The organism is Streptomyces sp. NPDC005799 (genome assembly GCF_040630525.1).
Lineage (GTDB): Bacteria > Actinomycetota > Actinomycetes > Streptomycetales > Streptomycetaceae > Streptomyces > Streptomyces griseorubiginosus_B.
In genome coordinates this window covers 62,959-76,555 of sequence record NZ_JBEXXQ010000004.1, presented here as the reverse complement: position 1 = coordinate 76,555, position 13,597 = coordinate 62,959, and the positions used below count along the sequence as shown (strand labels likewise).

At 72.1% G+C, this 13,597-nt stretch carries 17 protein-coding genes; 10 read left to right on the top strand and 7 right to left on the bottom strand.

Annotated features, from left to right (window positions below; translation table 11 throughout):
• Positions 1 to 3: 3 nt before the first annotated feature.
• Together ABZ453_RS05720 and ABZ453_RS05715 are read right to left on the bottom strand one after the other, a co-directional pair.
• Positions 4 to 855 (bottom strand): transglutaminase-like domain-containing protein, encoded by an 852-nt coding sequence (locus ABZ453_RS05720; RefSeq protein ID WP_359011881.1) that lies wholly within the window; start codon positions 853 to 855, stop codon positions 4 to 6.
• 30 nt (positions 856 to 885) lie between these two features.
• Positions 886 to 1,893: a GNAT family N-acetyltransferase gene (locus ABZ453_RS05715; RefSeq protein WP_359011879.1), complete on the bottom strand. Its 1,008-nt coding sequence runs from the start codon at positions 1,891 to 1,893 to the stop codon at positions 886 to 888.
• Positions 1,894 to 2,033: 140 nt separating this feature from the next.
• On the opposite strand from ABZ453_RS05715, the gene fdxA reads away from it, so the two are divergent.
• Together fdxA and ABZ453_RS05705 are read left to right on the top strand one after the other, a co-directional pair.
• Complete coding sequence (gene fdxA, locus ABZ453_RS05710) at positions 2,034 to 2,351, top strand: ferredoxin (protein ID WP_004926152.1); 318 nt, start codon at positions 2,034 to 2,036, stop codon at positions 2,349 to 2,351.
• A gap of 115 nt (positions 2,352 to 2,466) precedes the next feature.
• Positions 2,467 to 3,609: a bifunctional succinyldiaminopimelate transaminase/glutamate-prephenate aminotransferase gene (locus ABZ453_RS05705; protein WP_359011877.1), complete on the top strand. Its 1,143-nt coding sequence runs from the start codon at positions 2,467 to 2,469 to the stop codon at positions 3,607 to 3,609.
• A gap of 119 nt (positions 3,610 to 3,728) precedes the next feature.
• On the opposite strand, the gene ABZ453_RS05700 is transcribed toward ABZ453_RS05705, so the two are convergent.
• Both ABZ453_RS05700 and ABZ453_RS05695 read right to left on the bottom strand, forming a co-directional pair.
• Positions 3,729 to 4,178: an ATP-binding protein gene (locus ABZ453_RS05700; protein ID WP_359011875.1), complete on the bottom strand. Its 450-nt coding sequence runs from the start codon at positions 4,176 to 4,178 to the stop codon at positions 3,729 to 3,731.
• A 285-nt stretch (positions 4,179 to 4,463) separates the two neighbouring features.
• Positions 4,464 to 5,438, bottom strand: a complete 975-nt coding sequence (locus tag ABZ453_RS05695; protein WP_359011873.1) for a heavy metal transporter — start codon at positions 5,436 to 5,438, stop codon at positions 4,464 to 4,466.
• Between the two features lie 85 nt (positions 5,439 to 5,523).
• Between ABZ453_RS05695 and dapE the strand changes: the two genes are divergently transcribed.
• Positions 5,524 to 6,639, top strand: coding sequence for a succinyl-diaminopimelate desuccinylase (gene dapE / locus ABZ453_RS05690; protein ID WP_359011871.1), 1,116 nt, complete (start codon positions 5,524 to 5,526; stop codon positions 6,637 to 6,639).
• A 32-nt stretch (positions 6,640 to 6,671) separates the two neighbouring features.
• Positions 6,672 to 7,430, top strand: coding sequence for a TIGR00730 family Rossman fold protein (locus ABZ453_RS05685; protein WP_359011869.1), 759 nt, complete (start codon positions 6,672 to 6,674; stop codon positions 7,428 to 7,430).
• Positions 7,431 to 7,459: 29 nt separating this feature from the next.
• Here the strand turns inward: ABZ453_RS05685 and folP are convergent, their stop codons facing one another.
• Positions 7,460 to 8,320: a dihydropteroate synthase gene (gene folP / locus ABZ453_RS05680; protein WP_359011867.1), complete on the bottom strand. Its 861-nt coding sequence runs from the start codon at positions 8,318 to 8,320 to the stop codon at positions 7,460 to 7,462.
• A gap of 141 nt (positions 8,321 to 8,461) precedes the next feature.
• Here folP and ABZ453_RS05675 point away from each other — a divergent pair, with 141 nt between their 5' ends.
• Together ABZ453_RS05675 and ABZ453_RS05670 are read left to right on the top strand one after the other, a co-directional pair.
• Complete coding sequence (locus ABZ453_RS05675; protein ID WP_133044748.1) at positions 8,462 to 8,818, top strand: DivIVA domain-containing protein; 357 nt, start codon at positions 8,462 to 8,464, stop codon at positions 8,816 to 8,818.
• Positions 8,815 to 9,393 carry a DNA-3-methyladenine glycosylase I gene (locus ABZ453_RS05670; RefSeq protein ID WP_133044471.1) on the top strand — a complete coding sequence of 193 codons (579 nt, stop codon included), beginning with the start codon at positions 8,815 to 8,817 and terminating at the stop codon, positions 9,391 to 9,393. Before ABZ453_RS05675 ends, ABZ453_RS05670 begins: the two co-directional genes overlap by 4 nt.
• A gap of 3 nt (positions 9,394 to 9,396) precedes the next feature.
• Here the strand turns inward: ABZ453_RS05670 and ABZ453_RS05665 are convergent, their stop codons facing one another.
• Complete coding sequence (locus ABZ453_RS05665; protein ID WP_359011865.1) at positions 9,397 to 10,200, bottom strand: enoyl-CoA hydratase-related protein; 804 nt, start codon at positions 10,198 to 10,200, stop codon at positions 9,397 to 9,399.
• A 55-nt stretch (positions 10,201 to 10,255) separates the two neighbouring features.
• Between ABZ453_RS05665 and ABZ453_RS05660 the strand changes: the two genes are divergently transcribed.
• Together ABZ453_RS05660 and ABZ453_RS05655 are read left to right on the top strand one after the other, a co-directional pair.
• A complete protein-coding gene (locus tag ABZ453_RS05660; protein WP_359011863.1) occupies positions 10,256 to 10,420 on the top strand; it encodes a hypothetical protein in 165 nt (54 codons plus the stop codon).
• Between the two features lie 152 nt (positions 10,421 to 10,572).
• Positions 10,573 to 10,740: a DUF3117 domain-containing protein gene (locus ABZ453_RS05655; protein WP_003966491.1), complete on the top strand. Its 168-nt coding sequence runs from the start codon at positions 10,573 to 10,575 to the stop codon at positions 10,738 to 10,740.
• Between the two features lie 106 nt (positions 10,741 to 10,846).
• On the opposite strand, the gene ABZ453_RS05650 is transcribed toward ABZ453_RS05655, so the two are convergent.
• Entirely contained in the window at positions 10,847 to 11,545 is a 699-nt protein-coding gene (locus ABZ453_RS05650) for an O-methyltransferase (RefSeq protein ID WP_133044473.1), read from the bottom strand.
• Positions 11,546 to 11,783: 238 nt separating this feature from the next.
• On the opposite strand from ABZ453_RS05650, the gene sigE reads away from it, so the two are divergent.
• Both sigE and ABZ453_RS05640 read left to right on the top strand, forming a co-directional pair.
• On the top strand, positions 11,784 to 12,488 hold the full coding sequence (sigE, locus tag ABZ453_RS05645; protein ID WP_359011861.1) for an RNA polymerase sigma factor SigE: 705 nt from the start codon (positions 11,784 to 11,786) through the stop codon (positions 12,486 to 12,488).
• A complete protein-coding gene (locus ABZ453_RS05640) occupies positions 12,485 to 13,468 on the top strand; it encodes a zf-HC2 domain-containing protein (RefSeq protein ID WP_359011860.1) in 984 nt (327 codons plus the stop codon). Before sigE ends, ABZ453_RS05640 begins: the two co-directional genes overlap by 4 nt.
• The last annotated feature ends 129 nt before the right edge of the window (positions 13,469 to 13,597 follow it).

The following is a 13,597-nucleotide window of genomic DNA, read 5'->3' as shown; positions in this document are numbered from 1 at the left end:
GGCTCAGTTGAGCATCGCCCGCGCGGTGTGGGCCTGTTGGCGGACCCGTTCGGCGGCCGGTTCGTCCACCGCCGCGACCACCTCGGCGTAGGCCTCCAGTTCGGTGGCACCGGTGAGGAAGTCGCCGCGCTGGACGAGCAGTTGGGCGTGCTCGTAGCGCAGCCGGGCCGGATGCGAGGGCAGCAGCAGGGACAGCTCCACCGCCCACAGCGCCACGTCCGACCGCTCGGGCCGGGCGGCGGCCCACGCGCGGATGTTGTTGAGGATCCGCAGCACGACGTCCAGCGGATCGGCCGGCGTCAGCATCGACGGATGCAGGGCGGCCCCCGTGGCCCCGGCGACCAGCAACTCCGCGTCGCCCCCGCTGAGCACCCGCCCCCCGTCGAACGGATCCGCGAGGACCTGCTGCTCCTGCGGACCGAATCCGACGACGAAGTGCCCGGGCAGCGCGACCCCGTACACCGGCGCCCCGGCCCGCCGCGCCACCTCCATCCACACCACCGACAGCAGGATCGGCAGCCCGCGCCGCCGCCGCAGCACCTCGTGCAGCAGGGATGACTCCAGCCGCTGGTAGTCGGCGGGGGAACCGTGGAAGCCCTCCCGGGCGCCCAGCAGATGGTGCAGCGCGGTGGCCCAGGAGACCGGGCCGCCCGGACGGAACGGCACCTGCCCGGCCAGCCGGTCCAGGTCCATCTGCGCCGCGTCGATGCCGGCCTCGTCCAGCGCCCCGTCCGCCTCCGCGCCCACCAGCAGGCACAGCGTCGACAGGTCGGGCCGCTCGGAGCGCGCCTCCTCGGCGAAGCGCCGCCGCAGCTCGGCGGAGCGTTCGGGGGAGGGGGGATTCGGGGAACGCATAGCTGGCTCGTGCCCTCTCACGGCGATCGGTTACCGGCCGCCGCCGGAAGACGACGGCTCCCGGTAGTGGTGGTACGCGTGGTGCGCGGCGAAACCCATCCCGGCGTACAGCGCCCGCGCGCCCGCGTTGTCCGTCTCGACCTGCAGCCACGCGGCCGAGGCGCCCTCGTCCAGCGCCCGCCGGGCCAGCGCGGCCATCACGGTCGTCGCCAGCCCCCGCCGCCGCATCTCCGGGTCCACCTCGACGGCAGCGAAGGAGGCCCACCGCCCGTCCACGACACACCGCCCGATCGCGGCCGGTGCCTCCGCCCCCGGAACCGTCGCGAACCACACCGAGGGCCCGCTGCCGAGCACCTTCAATGCCACCTCGCTCACCCCCTTGCGCTGGTAGCGCGCGAGCCACGACTCGTCGGCCTCCCGGGACAGCACGACCCCGGCTCCCTCGGCCCGGTCCGCGACCGGCGCCAGCGCCCCGACCCACACCTCGGCCGTCACCTCGCGCACCCAGCCGCGCCGCTCCAGCTCCGCGCAGAGCAACTCCTGCGTGCCCTCGGCCCCCGTCGCGGCCTGGACGTACGCCGGCAGCCCACGGTCGCCGTACCACCGTCGTACGACGTCCAGCGCCTCGTCGAGCGGTATACCGGGGTCGCCGAGGGCCAGCACCGAGTTCGCCCGGCGGGTGAAGCCGCCCGCGGCCCGCAGCTCCCACCCCCCGAGCCGCTCACTCTCCACCGGCCGCCACGCGCGAGAGGCGACGTGCGCGAGCTCCTCGTACGAGGCGGCGGGCCCCCGGCGACGGGCCGGCGCGGCGGGGACGATCTTCCCCGCCACCAGGGCGGATTCCGGGATGCGGACGCTCTCGCCACTCCTGCGTGTGATCAGCAGCACACCGTTGTCCCATGATGTGAGAACACCCACCGTGTCGGTGAACTTCTCGTGCGCCGCTCCAGGATCGCCCAGGCGTCGTACGGAGACTCGTTTACCCACGTCAGCAGGGGTGATCCGGACCTCGAGTCGGCCGGACGCAGAGATTTCCACAGGTCGGTTCACCCCTCCTGTTCGGATCATGCCCAGGAACGGAGATACTAGGGGCGGGCATCGACGACGCCGCGCTCCCGCGCGCCAGGCGGCGGAGCCTGAGGAGGCCCGCCAGCGCCCTATCGAGGAGGAACGACAGCGTGACCTACGTCATTGCGCAGCCTTGTGTCGACGTCAAGGACAAGGCGTGCATCGAGGAGTGCCCGGTCGACTGCATCTACGAGGGCCAGCGGTCCTTGTACATCCACCCGGACGAATGCGTCGACTGCGGTGCCTGTGAGCCGGTCTGCCCGGTCGAGGCGATCTTCTACGAGGACGACACTCCGGAGGAGTGGAAGGACTACTACAAGGCGAACGTCGAGTTCTTCGACGAGCTCGGTTCCCCGGGCGGCGCGAGCAAGCTGGGTCTGATCGAGCGGGACCACCCCTTCATCGCCGCGCTCCCGCCGCAGGCCTGACAGGGCGGCGAGCCCGCAGCGTGCTCTGCCGCCTCGGTCCCGTACGGCCTGATCGCCCCTGATCGCCGCACGGGACCGAGGCGTTCGCGTACGACCCGAAAGTGAGCGTCAGACCGTGTCCGCAGTCTCCGACCCCCCGCCCGTCGCCCGCCACCACCCTTCCAAGGAGTCGCTTCGCGACCGCCTTCCGGTCTTCCCCTGGGACAAGCTGGAGCCCTACAAGAAGAAGGCCGCCGCGCATCCGGACGGCATGGTCGACCTCTCCGTCGGCACGCCGGTCGACCCGGTCCCCGACCTGATCCAGAAGGCGCTGATCGACGCGGCGGACTCCCCGGGCTACCCGACGGTCTGGGGCACCCCGGCGCTGCGCGACGCGATCACCGGGTGGCTGGAGCGCCGGCTGGGCGCCCGCGAGGTCACCCACCGCCACGTCCTGCCGATCGTCGGCTCCAAGGAGCTCGTCGCCTGGCTCCCGACCCAGCTGGGCCTCGGCCCCGGCGACCGGGTCGCCTACCCGCGCCTGGCCTACCCCACGTACGAGGTGGGCGCCCGGCTGGCCCGCGCGGAGTACGAGGCGTACGACGACCCCACGGAGCTGGACCCCGAGGGTCTGAAGCTGCTCTGGCTCAACTCGCCCTCCAACCCCACCGGCAAGGTCCTCTCGCAGGCCGAACTGACGCGCATCGTCGCCTGGGCCCGCGAGCACGGCGTCCTGGTCTTCTCCGACGAGTGCTACATCGAGCTGGGCTGGGAGGCGGACCCGGTCTCGGTCCTGCACCCCGAGGTGAACGGCGGCTCGTACGAGGGCATCGTCTCCGTGCACTCGCTCTCCAAGCGCTCCAACCTGGCGGGTTACCGCGCCGCCTTCCTGGCCGGCGACCCGGCGGTCCTCGCGCCCCTGCTGGAGATCCGCAAGCACGGCGGCATGATGACGTCGGCGCCCACGCAGGCGGCGGTGGTGGCGGCCCTCGCCGACGACATCCACGTCCAGGAGCAGCGGGAGCGTTACGCCTCCCGCCGCGAGGCGCTCCGCGGGGCCCTGCAGAACCACGGCTTCCGCATCGAGCACAGTGAGGCGAGCCTCTACCTGTGGGCGACCCGGGACGAGTCCTGCTGGCAGACGGTGGCCCACCTCGCCGACCTGGGCATCCTGGTGGCCCCGGGCGACTTCTACGGCCCGGCGGGCGAGAGGTTCGTACGCGTGGCACTGACGGCGACGGACGAACGGGTGCGGGCGGCGACCGAACGGCTGGCCTGAGGACGCGCCCCCCAAGGGGCGCGGGGAACTGCGCGACCAGCCACGTCGGACCCGCGCGTAGGCACAGCGAGAAGGGGCCCAGGACCGAGTCCCGAGCCCCTTCACCGATGAACGCCGCGTCAGCCGACCGGCAGCCCCTTCACCGGCAGGGTCCTGCCCGTCGGCAGGCCGCCCTTGGCCAGCGAGTCCGTCGGCAGCCCGCCCTTCGTCGCCGTCTTCGCGGTGTCACCGAGGACCCCTCCGGCCGACCCCGCCGCGTCCCCCGCGGTCTTCTGCGCCGTGGGCGTCACCTTCTTCACGGCCTGGCCGCTGGTCTTCCCGGCGACCGGCAGCGCCTTCTCCACCGTCTTGCCACCGGCGCTGCCCGCGACCTTGGTGACGTTCTGCGTCGCGCCGTCGACGGTGTTGCCGGCGTGCGCCCCGTCCAGGGCGGTCAGCCCGCCGAGGTCGGGCGTCGCGGGCAGTTCGGTCGCCGCGCTCGCGGAGCCGGCCGCACCGACCCCGGCAGCCACTCCCGCTGCGGTGAGCAGCGCGGCACGGGCGATCCGGCGGGTCAGAGGGAGGGACATGATGCTCCTGTTGATCGACTGGATGTTGATCGTCCGGGCTCGGACGCAGTGACTACCGCTCGAAACCCGCGAAGGTTGCGGAGGCCGAACGTAAAGAGTTGGCAATGAGTCGCATAATCGGCTGCGCACAAAAGCGGGCAAACGACGCCCGGCCCGGAAGTCTGCCGAACCCTTACAGCCCTTTGTCCCCAAGGGTTGCGACGGATCCGGGAGTGACGGCACGAAAACCTGCGCACACCACGGAACCGGGGCGGCCCGAGTGACCCGCGCGAGTGAAGACCCGTACTACTGCCCGGTCACGATCCGCACCGCGGCCTTCGCGGCTCCGCCGGCCTCCTGCGAACCGGCCGTGCGCCAGCGGCTGTCGGTGTTCCCGGCGGTCCACTCCCGCCCGCCGAACGAGACCCGCTCGATGTGCAGCGCGGTCGCGTTGGCCACGGCCCAGTGCGCCACCTGCCACCCGCGCTGGCCGGTGGTCCGCCCCTTCGCGGGGCTCCTGTCGGCGGCCACGGGGACCGTCACCGTGCGCGTGCCCGACGCCGAGGCGGCCGACGAGGGCGTCGAGGCGTGCTTCTTCCGGCTCACCTCGGCCCCGGCCGGCTGCAGCACGTCCCGCCCGAAGTCCCGTACGAGAGCCGCCCGTACGGCGTCCGGCCCCACGGCCCGCACGGTGGTGGTGTCCGGGCGGCCCTGGCAGGTCAGGGTGGCCGGCGCGTGCCCGGTGAGGGCGGCGGCCAGCAGTGCGGCGTCCGGCTCGTGCTTGGCGTAGGCCTCCGGGAAGCCGCTGCGCTGCACGCGCTGCGCGGCCACGGTGAGCGGGAGCTTCTGGTAGTCGGGCACCTTGGCCAGGTGCTCGTAGAAGACGCCCGCCGCGTACGTCGGGTCCAGGATCTGCTGCGGCTTGCCCCAGCCCTGCGAGGGCCGCTGCTGGAAGAGGCCGAGGGAATCCCGGTCGCCGTGCTGGATGTTGCGCAGCCCCGACTCCTGCAGCGAGGTCGCCAGCGCGATCGTCACGGCCCGCTCGGACATCCCGCGCCCGGTGCCGACGGCGGCGATCGTCGCCGCGTTCACCGCCTGTTCGGGCGTGAACTCGTACGCCTCGCCGTCGTTCCTGCCCGAGACCACCTCGCAGCCGGGGCCGTGTCCTCCGGTGACGTACTGCACCACGAGATAGCCCGCGACGGCGAGCAGGACCACGAGGGCCGCCCCGATGCGAAGGAGACGGCCGCGGCGCTTGAGGGTGGGAGACGGCTCTGGCACGCCGTACAAGGTAGCGGAGGCCGCTGTGACTCCTGCCGTGGGTGTGGACAACTGATGAAGGCGCTGGCGGGATAGGGTCTTGGGCATGGCCGACACCTCGATTGACCTCACCCTGAACGCGGCCGAGCTCACCGCGCGGCTCGTCGACCTCCCCTCCGAGAGCGGCACCGAGGAGCCCCTCGCCGACGCGATCGAGGACGCCCTGCGCACGCTCGGGCACCTGACGGTCGACCGGTACGGCAACAACGTGGTCGCACGGACGGACCTGGGCCGCCCGGAGCGTGTCGTCCTCGCCGGGCACATCGACACCGTCCCGATCGCGGACAACGTCCCCTCGCGGCTGGACGACGACGGCGTCCTGTGGGGCTGCGGCACCTGCGACATGAAGTCCGGGGTGGCGGTCCAGCTGCGCATCGCGGCCACCGTCCCCGAACCCAACCGGGACCTGACCTTCATCTTCTACGACAACGAAGAGGTCGAGGCCGAGCGCAACGGCCTCAAGCACGTCTCCGAGGCCCGCCCGGAGTGGCTCGAGGGCGACTTCGCGGTGCTGCTGGAGCCGTCGGACGGCCAGGTCGAGGGCGGCTGCCAGGGCACCCTGCGGGTGCTGCTCAAGACCAGGGGCGAGCGCGCCCACTCCGCGCGCAGCTGGATGGGCTCCAACGCGATCCACGCGGCCGCCCCGATCCTGGCCCGGCTGGCCTCCTACGAGCCCCGCTACCCGGTGATCGACGGCCTGGAGTACCGGGAGGGCCTGAACGCGGTGCGGATCTCGGGCGGGGTGGCCGGCAACGTCATCCCCGACGAGTGCGTGGTCACGGTGAACTTCCGGTACGCGCCGGACCGTACCGAGGAGGAGGCGATCGCCCACGTCCGCGAGGTGTTCGCGGACTGCGGGGTCGAGGAGTTCGTGGTCGACGACCACAGCGGCGGCGCGCTGCCCGGCCTCTCCCACCCGGCCGCGGCGGCCTTCATCGAGGCGGTCGGCGGCACCCCGCAGCCCAAGTACGGCTGGACCGACGTCTCCCGTTTCTCCGCCCTCGGCATCCCCGCGGTCAACTACGGCCCCGGAAACCCGCACTTGGCGCACAAGCGGGACGAACGGGTCGAAACGGCGAAGATCCTCGCGGGTGAGGAGCGGCTGCGCGCCTGGCTGACACGCCGAGGTCCCGCGTCCGTAACCCGCGTAGATCTACGCTGAGGTGGAAACACCTGCAAGCGGAGGGAGCGCACATGGCTACCGGAAACCCCGAGGGCAAGAAGGTGCCGCCGGACGAGCAGCGCCTGGGACCGGTCCTCCGACGGCGGGGACAGGTGACGCCGAGCACCACGGACCAGCGGCTGCTGGACGCGGGCGGCCCCTCGGACTGGGTCCACACGGACCCGTGGCGCGTGCTGCGCATTCAGTCGGAGTTCATCGAGGGCTTCGGCACGCTCGCCGAACTCCCGCCCGCGATCAGCGTCTTCGGCTCGGCCCGCACCCGTGTCGACTCCCCGGAGTACGAGGCCGGTGTACGGCTGGGCGGCGCGCTGGTCGACGCCGGGTGGGCGGTCATCACGGGCGGTGGTCCCGGCGCCATGGAGGCGGCCAACAAGGGCGCGTTGGAGGCGGGCGGCATCTCGGTCGGCCTCGGCATCGAGCTGCCCTTCGAGCAGGGCCTCAACCCGTACGTCGACATCGGCCTCAACTTCCGCTACTTCTTCGTCCGGAAGATGATGTTCGTCAAGTACGCGCAGGGTTTCGTCGTCCTCCCGGGCGGACTCGGCACCCTGGACGAACTCTTCGAGGCCCTCACCCTCGTCCAGACCCAGAAGGTCACCCGGTTCCCGATCGTCCTCTTCGGCACCGAGTACTGGGGCGGCCTGGTCGACTGGCTCAAGAACACCCTGGTCGCCCAGGGCAAGGCGGCGGAGAGCGACCTGCTGCTCTTCCACGTGACGGACGAGGTCGAGGAAGCGGTGGCCCTGGTGTCGAAGGAAGCGGGCCGCTGACCGTCCGCGCGTGACCGGGGGCCGGCGCCCTACGCCAGCCCCCGCCGGGCCACCGCCGGAGGACGGTGACCCGCGATCGACGCCACCATGTCGAGCACCTGACGCGTCTCCGCCACCTCGTGCACCCGGTACACCTGTGCCCCCAGCCAGGCGGAGACGGCGGTGGTCGCCAGCGTCCCCACCACCCGCTCCTTCACCGGCTTGTCCAAGGTCTCGCCCACGAAGTCCTTGTTGGACAGCGACACCAGCACCGGCCAGCCCGTGTCGACCATCTCGCCCAGCCGCCGCGTCGCCTCGAGGCTGTGCCGCGTGTTCTTCCCGAAGTCGTGCCCGGGATCGATCAGCACCGACTCCCGCGGCACCCCGAGCCCCACGGCCCGCTCGGCCAGCCCCAGGGTCACCCGCAGGATGTCGGCCATGACGTCGTCGTACGACACCCGGTGCGGACGTGTCCGCGGCTGCGCGCCCCCGGCGTGCGTGCACACCAACCCCACCTTGTACCGGGCGGCGACCTCCGCGAGCCCCGGATCCACCCCGCCCCACGCGTCGTTCAGCAGATCGGCCCCCGCCTCGCACACGGCCTCGCCGACCTCCGCCCGCCAGGTGTCCACGCTGATCACGACGTCCGGGAAGCGCCGGCGGACCTCCGCCACGAACCCGACGGTCCGGCGTGCCTCCTCCGCGGCGCTCACCTCGTCGCCGGGACCCGCCTTCACCCCGCCGATGTCGATGATCGCGGCCCCCTCCGCCACCGCGTGCTCCACGCGCGCGAGGGCGGGCTCGTCGCGGAAGGTCGCCCCCTGGTCGTAGAAGGAGTCCGGGGTCCGGTTCACGATCGCCATGACCACCGGCTCGTGCGCCTCGAACTCCCGCCTGCCCAGCCTGAGCATCCGCTGTGACCTCTCCTAGGACGACCTGGGTGTTCCGGCCTTTCGGCCGCCTGTGACCCTAACTGTCAGAGTCGCATGGCACGATCGGACCCTGACACATCCAGCTTCCGTACATCGAGCATGGGGACCACAGCGATGGTTATGTTCTTGTTCCTCGTCGTCGCTCTCGCCGTCGTGGTCGCCGCGGTGACACTGGCCGTGGTGGGCGGCGGGGAGGGCGACGGACCGCTGCCCGAGGTGGCCCCCGAGCGTCTGCAGGACCCCCTGCCGCCCGACCGCCCGGTCGACCGCGCGGACGTCGACGCGCTCCGCTTCCCGCTCGCCGCGCGCGGCTACCGGATGGCGGACGTCGACGACGCCCTCAACCGGCTCGCCGCCGAACTGGCCGAGCGGGACGCCCGGATCGCCGACCTGGAGTCCGCGCTGGCGGGCGCCCGGGCGGCGGCGCACCACGTCTCCATGGAGAAGCCGGGGCACGGTCAGGAGGGCCACCAGTGACCGACGGCGCCGCGATCGCCGGCCCGGACGGAGCGTTGCGCTGCCCCTGGGCCCTGTCCACCGAGGACTACGTGGCCTACCACGACGAGGAGTGGGGCCGCCCCGTCCACGGGGACGACGCGCTCTACGAACGCCTCAGCCTCGAGGCCTTCCAGTCCGGCCTGTCCTGGATCACCATCCTGCGCCGCCGGCCCGGCTTCCGGGCCGCGTTCGCCGACTTCAGGATCGAGAAGGTCGCCGCCTTCACGGAGACGGACCGTGCCCGCCTCCTCACCGACCCGGGCATCATCCGCAACAGGGCCAAGATCGACGCGACGCTCGCCAACGCGCGGGTGCTGGCGGAGTGGGCGCCGGGCGAGCTGGACAGCCTGATCTGGTCCCACGCGCCGGAGCCCGGACCGGCGCCGAAGACCCTGTCGGACGTCCCGCCGGTCACCCCGGAGTCGACGGCCCTGTCCAAGGCGCTGAAGAAGAGGGGCCTGCGTTTCGTGGGACCGACCACGGCGTACGCCCTGATGCAGGCGTGCGGCCTGGTCAACGACCATCTTCAGACGTGTGTCGCGAGGGAGGGCTGATCCTCAGCGGCCCAGGTACTTCGGCTTCTCCTTGTTGACGAACGCCTGCACCGCGATCATGTGGTCCTCGGAGGACCCGGCCCGCGTCTGCAGCTCGTCCTCCTTCTCCAGCGTCTCGTCGAGGGAGTGCGTCAGGCCGTACGCCACCGCCTCCCTGAGGGCCGCGTAAGCGACCGTCGGCCCCTCGGCCAGCGCCCGCGCCACCTTCTCAGCCTCGGCGTGCAGCTCACCCGCCGGTACGAGACGGTTGGCGATCCCCAGCTCGTACGCCTCCTGGGCCTTGATACTGCGGGGGAAGAGCAGCAGGTCGGCGGCCCGGCCCGGGCCCACGACCCGCGGCAGTGTCCAGGACATCCCGGAGTCCGCGGTCAGGGCGACCCCCGCGAACGACGTGTTGAAGGCGGCGGTGTCGGCCACGATCCGGTAGTCGGCCACCAGCGCCAGCCCGAATCCCGCCCCCGCCGCGACCCCGTTCACCCCGGCCACCACAGGCTTCGCCATCCCGGCCAGGGCCCGCACGATCGGGTTGTAGTGCTCACGCACCGTGCTCATCGTGTGCCCGGAGCCGGTCTCCCGGTCCTGCGCCAGCAGCCCGACGTGCTCCTTGAGGTCCTGACCGACACAGAACGCCCGCTCCCCCGCAGCCGTCAGCAGCACGGCCCGTACGGCCGCGTCGCCCGCCGCCTCCTGGACCGCCTCCCGCAGCGCGACCTTCGTCGGGATGTTCAGCGCGTTCATCGCCTCGGGCCGGTTCAGGGTGATCGTCGCGAGCCCGTCGGTCACCTCGTAGAGCACCGTGTCGGCCATGGTCCGTCCCCTCCGTTGGTACGACCGGTCAGTACGTCTTCGTACGAAGGACAGCATGACGGAGATCGCCGTCCACGCACCGGACCGGACGTGTGACCTGCGTCAAAGAATTCTCGGCGGTTTCCGGTGCGCGGAAGTCCGCGCGGCCGCGCAGTATCGCAGTCACATCGCCGAATTGGGTGGTTTTGCTCGCGCGCGTTGCCCAAGCGATGCCGACTGATGTTGGTCATCGGGTCCTGAGATGCGGGATAATGGCTTGGAAGCAATGTGTTCGATGCCGGTGTCGCGTGTCCAAGTCCCACGCCTGGACCGCGCGTGCCCTCCAGGGCCGTCGGCTTTGACGATGAGCTGGTTTCAGGAAGGGGAACGAGCATGGCGGCCATGAAGCCGCGAACGGGTGATGGCCCGCTCGAGGTGACCAAGGAGGGGCGGGGCATCGTCATGCGCGTTCCGCTCGAAGGCGGCGGTCGGCTCGTCGTCGAGCTGACCCCTGACGAGGCCGACGCGCTCGGCGACGCCCTCAAGAAGGTCGTCGGCTGACGCGGAAGCGACCATACCCTTTCGACAACCCCGGCATCCAAGTGGTGCCGGGGTTGCTCTGTGTGGGCCTCGTCACCGCCCCGGCGACGTCACCTTCAGGTACCGGTCAGCGCTTCACGGCGCACAGCAGCCCGTCGCCCACCGGCAGCAGCGACGGCAGCAGCTCCTGGCTCTCCCGCACCGCCCGCAGCAGCTCCCGCAGCCGCAGGACCTCCGTCGGCTGGGGTCCCGAATCGACCGTGCGGCCGTTCGCGAAGACCCCCTCGAAGACCACCAGCCCCCCCGGACGGAGCAGGCGCAACGATTCAGCGAGGTAGTCCATGACCTCCTGCCGGTCGCCGTCGCAGAAGACGAGGTCGTAGCCGGCGTCCGCGAGGCGGGGCAGCACGTCCAGGGCGCGGCCCGGGATGAAGCGGGCGCGGTTGCTGGCGAAGCCGGAGGCCCGGAAGGCCTGACGGGCGAACTGCTGGTGCTCCGGCTCGGGGTCGACGGTGGTCAGGACGCCGTCCGGGCGCATCCCGTGCAGCAGGTGGATACCGGAGACACCGGTGCCGGTCCCGATCTCGGCCACCGCCTTCGCGTCCACGGAGGCCGCCAGCAACCGCAGCGCGGAGCCCGTGCCGGGCGACACCGAGCGCAGCCCCGCCTCACGGGCCCGGTCGCGGGCCCAGCGCAGCGCTTCGTCCTCGGCGGCATAGGCGTCGGCGAACGCCCAGCTTGCCTGCCGGTTGCCGGTAATGACCCTCTCCTGTCCCCGTGGTTGCCTGGGCGTGACTGTATCCGTTGGGCCCGGGAACCCGCAGATGGGACCGGGCGTTTAGAGGGGTGGAGACGACGGCGGGGGGACACGGTTGGATCACGACGACGGTCGGGCGCTCAAGGAACCGCGGACGCGGCGGCACGAGCCGGAGCAGCCCACATCAAATTCTCGTAAAACCGCTTATCCGGTCCTAACGGGCGAGGTGGCTATGGTAGGGGCTCCACTGGACACCACCAGAGATGACAGGGGAGGTGCGGCCGCGCCCAACGGGGACCGGGCTGGAGTGCTGCGGCGCTTCCTCGGATCAGCGGGCAGGCCGAAATCCGTGAACGACACCGCTGCTGACCCCAGCCACGCCGCTGACCACGCCCAGACCGCGACTTTCTCCACCGACGCGGACGGGCAGGCGTGGACTCCGCCCACGTGGGAGGAGATCGTCAGCATGCACAGTGGCCGCGTCTACCGGCTGGCGTACCGCCTGACCGGTAACCAGCACGACGCCGAGGACCTCACCCAGGAGGTCTTCGTCCGCGTCTTCCGCTCCCTGTCGACCTATACGCCGGGCACCTTCGAGGGCTGGCTGCACCGCATCACCACCAACCTCTTCCTCGACATGGTCCGCCGCAAGCAGCGCATCCGCTTCGACGCCCTCGGCGAGGACGCGGCCGAGCGCCTGCCCAGCCGCGAGCCCACCCCGCAGCAGGCCTTCAACGACGCCCACTTCGACGCGGACGTCCAGCAGGCCCTCGACACCCTCGCGCCCGAGTTCCGCGCCGCGGTCGTCCTGTGCGACATCGAAGGACTGTCCTACGAGGAGATCGCCGCGACCCTCGGCGTCAAGCTCGGCACGGTCCGCTCCCGGATCCACCGCGGCCGCTCCCAGCTGCGCAAGGCCCTCGCGCACCGCGCGCCGCAGACCCGGACCTCCGAGCGCCGCTCCTTCGTGCCCCGGGTGGCCGCTCTGGGAGGAGGGGGCGCGACCGCGTGAGTGGATCACGACCCGACCCCGTCGAACGGCGCCTGGCCGAACAGCATCTGGGAGACCGACTCTCCGCCCTGGTGGACGGAGAGCTCGGTCATGAGACCCGTGAGCGAGTCCTCGCGCACCTGGCGACCTGCGCCAAGTGCAAGGCCGAGGCCGACGCGCAGCGGCAGTTGAAGAGCGTCTTCGCGGAGGCGGCCCCGCCGCCTCCCTCCGAGAGTTTCCTCGCGCGGCTTCAGGGGCTGCCCGGGGGAGGTGATCCGGACGGCGGTGGCTCGCCGTTCGGCGGGGGAGGATTCGCCGGCCTGTCCGGAAGACCCGGCGGCTCCGCGCTCCCCGGAGTCTTCGGCCTGAAACGCCCCGAGCGTTTCGCCTTCGACTACACCCCCGCCGCGCCGCACACCGCCCCCACCCCGGCCCTCCCCGCCTCCGACCACGGCTTCCGCATCCATGACGTCAGCCGGCCCGAGACCGACCGCTCCGCCTCGCGCGGGATGCGGTTCGCGTTCGTCGCCGCCGGGGCGGTCTCGCTCGCCGCGATCGCGCTCGGCGGGGTGACGACCGGTGCGGCGACGGACACGGCCGCGGACGCCCGTGCGGGCTCCGGCGCGGGCAGCAATGTGACGCCGGCGCGTACGCCGGGGACGGGGGCCGCGACGGCGCCCGAGAGCCAGCGGCGCCGTGGCGCGGGGCCCCTGCTCACCCAGGGCCAGGGCGGTCGCTCGCTCGGCGACACCCCGGTGGCCCCGACCCAGGTGTCCGCACCGCTGCTGCCGGGCGTACCCAGCCCTGCCGCGGCGGACCGGACCATGCACACGCTGACGGCGCCGGTCGTGGCCGGCGCGGCGGTGATGTCCCCGCTCATACGTCCGCTCAGCATGACCTCGCCGCTGACGCTGACCTCGGGGTCGGCGCGGCCCGAGGCCACGACGCCCCTCCTCGCCGCACCCGTCCCCGACGCGACCCCCACCGACCCCACTCGCTGACCGGCCCCTGCGCCTCCGCTCGGGAACCTGGTTGAATCCACGGTGAACCGCGTCTGCGCCCTGTGTCGCCGACGCGGAACCGACAAACCGCGTCCGCGACGGGCTGCGCCGCGGTCACCTGTGGGGAGA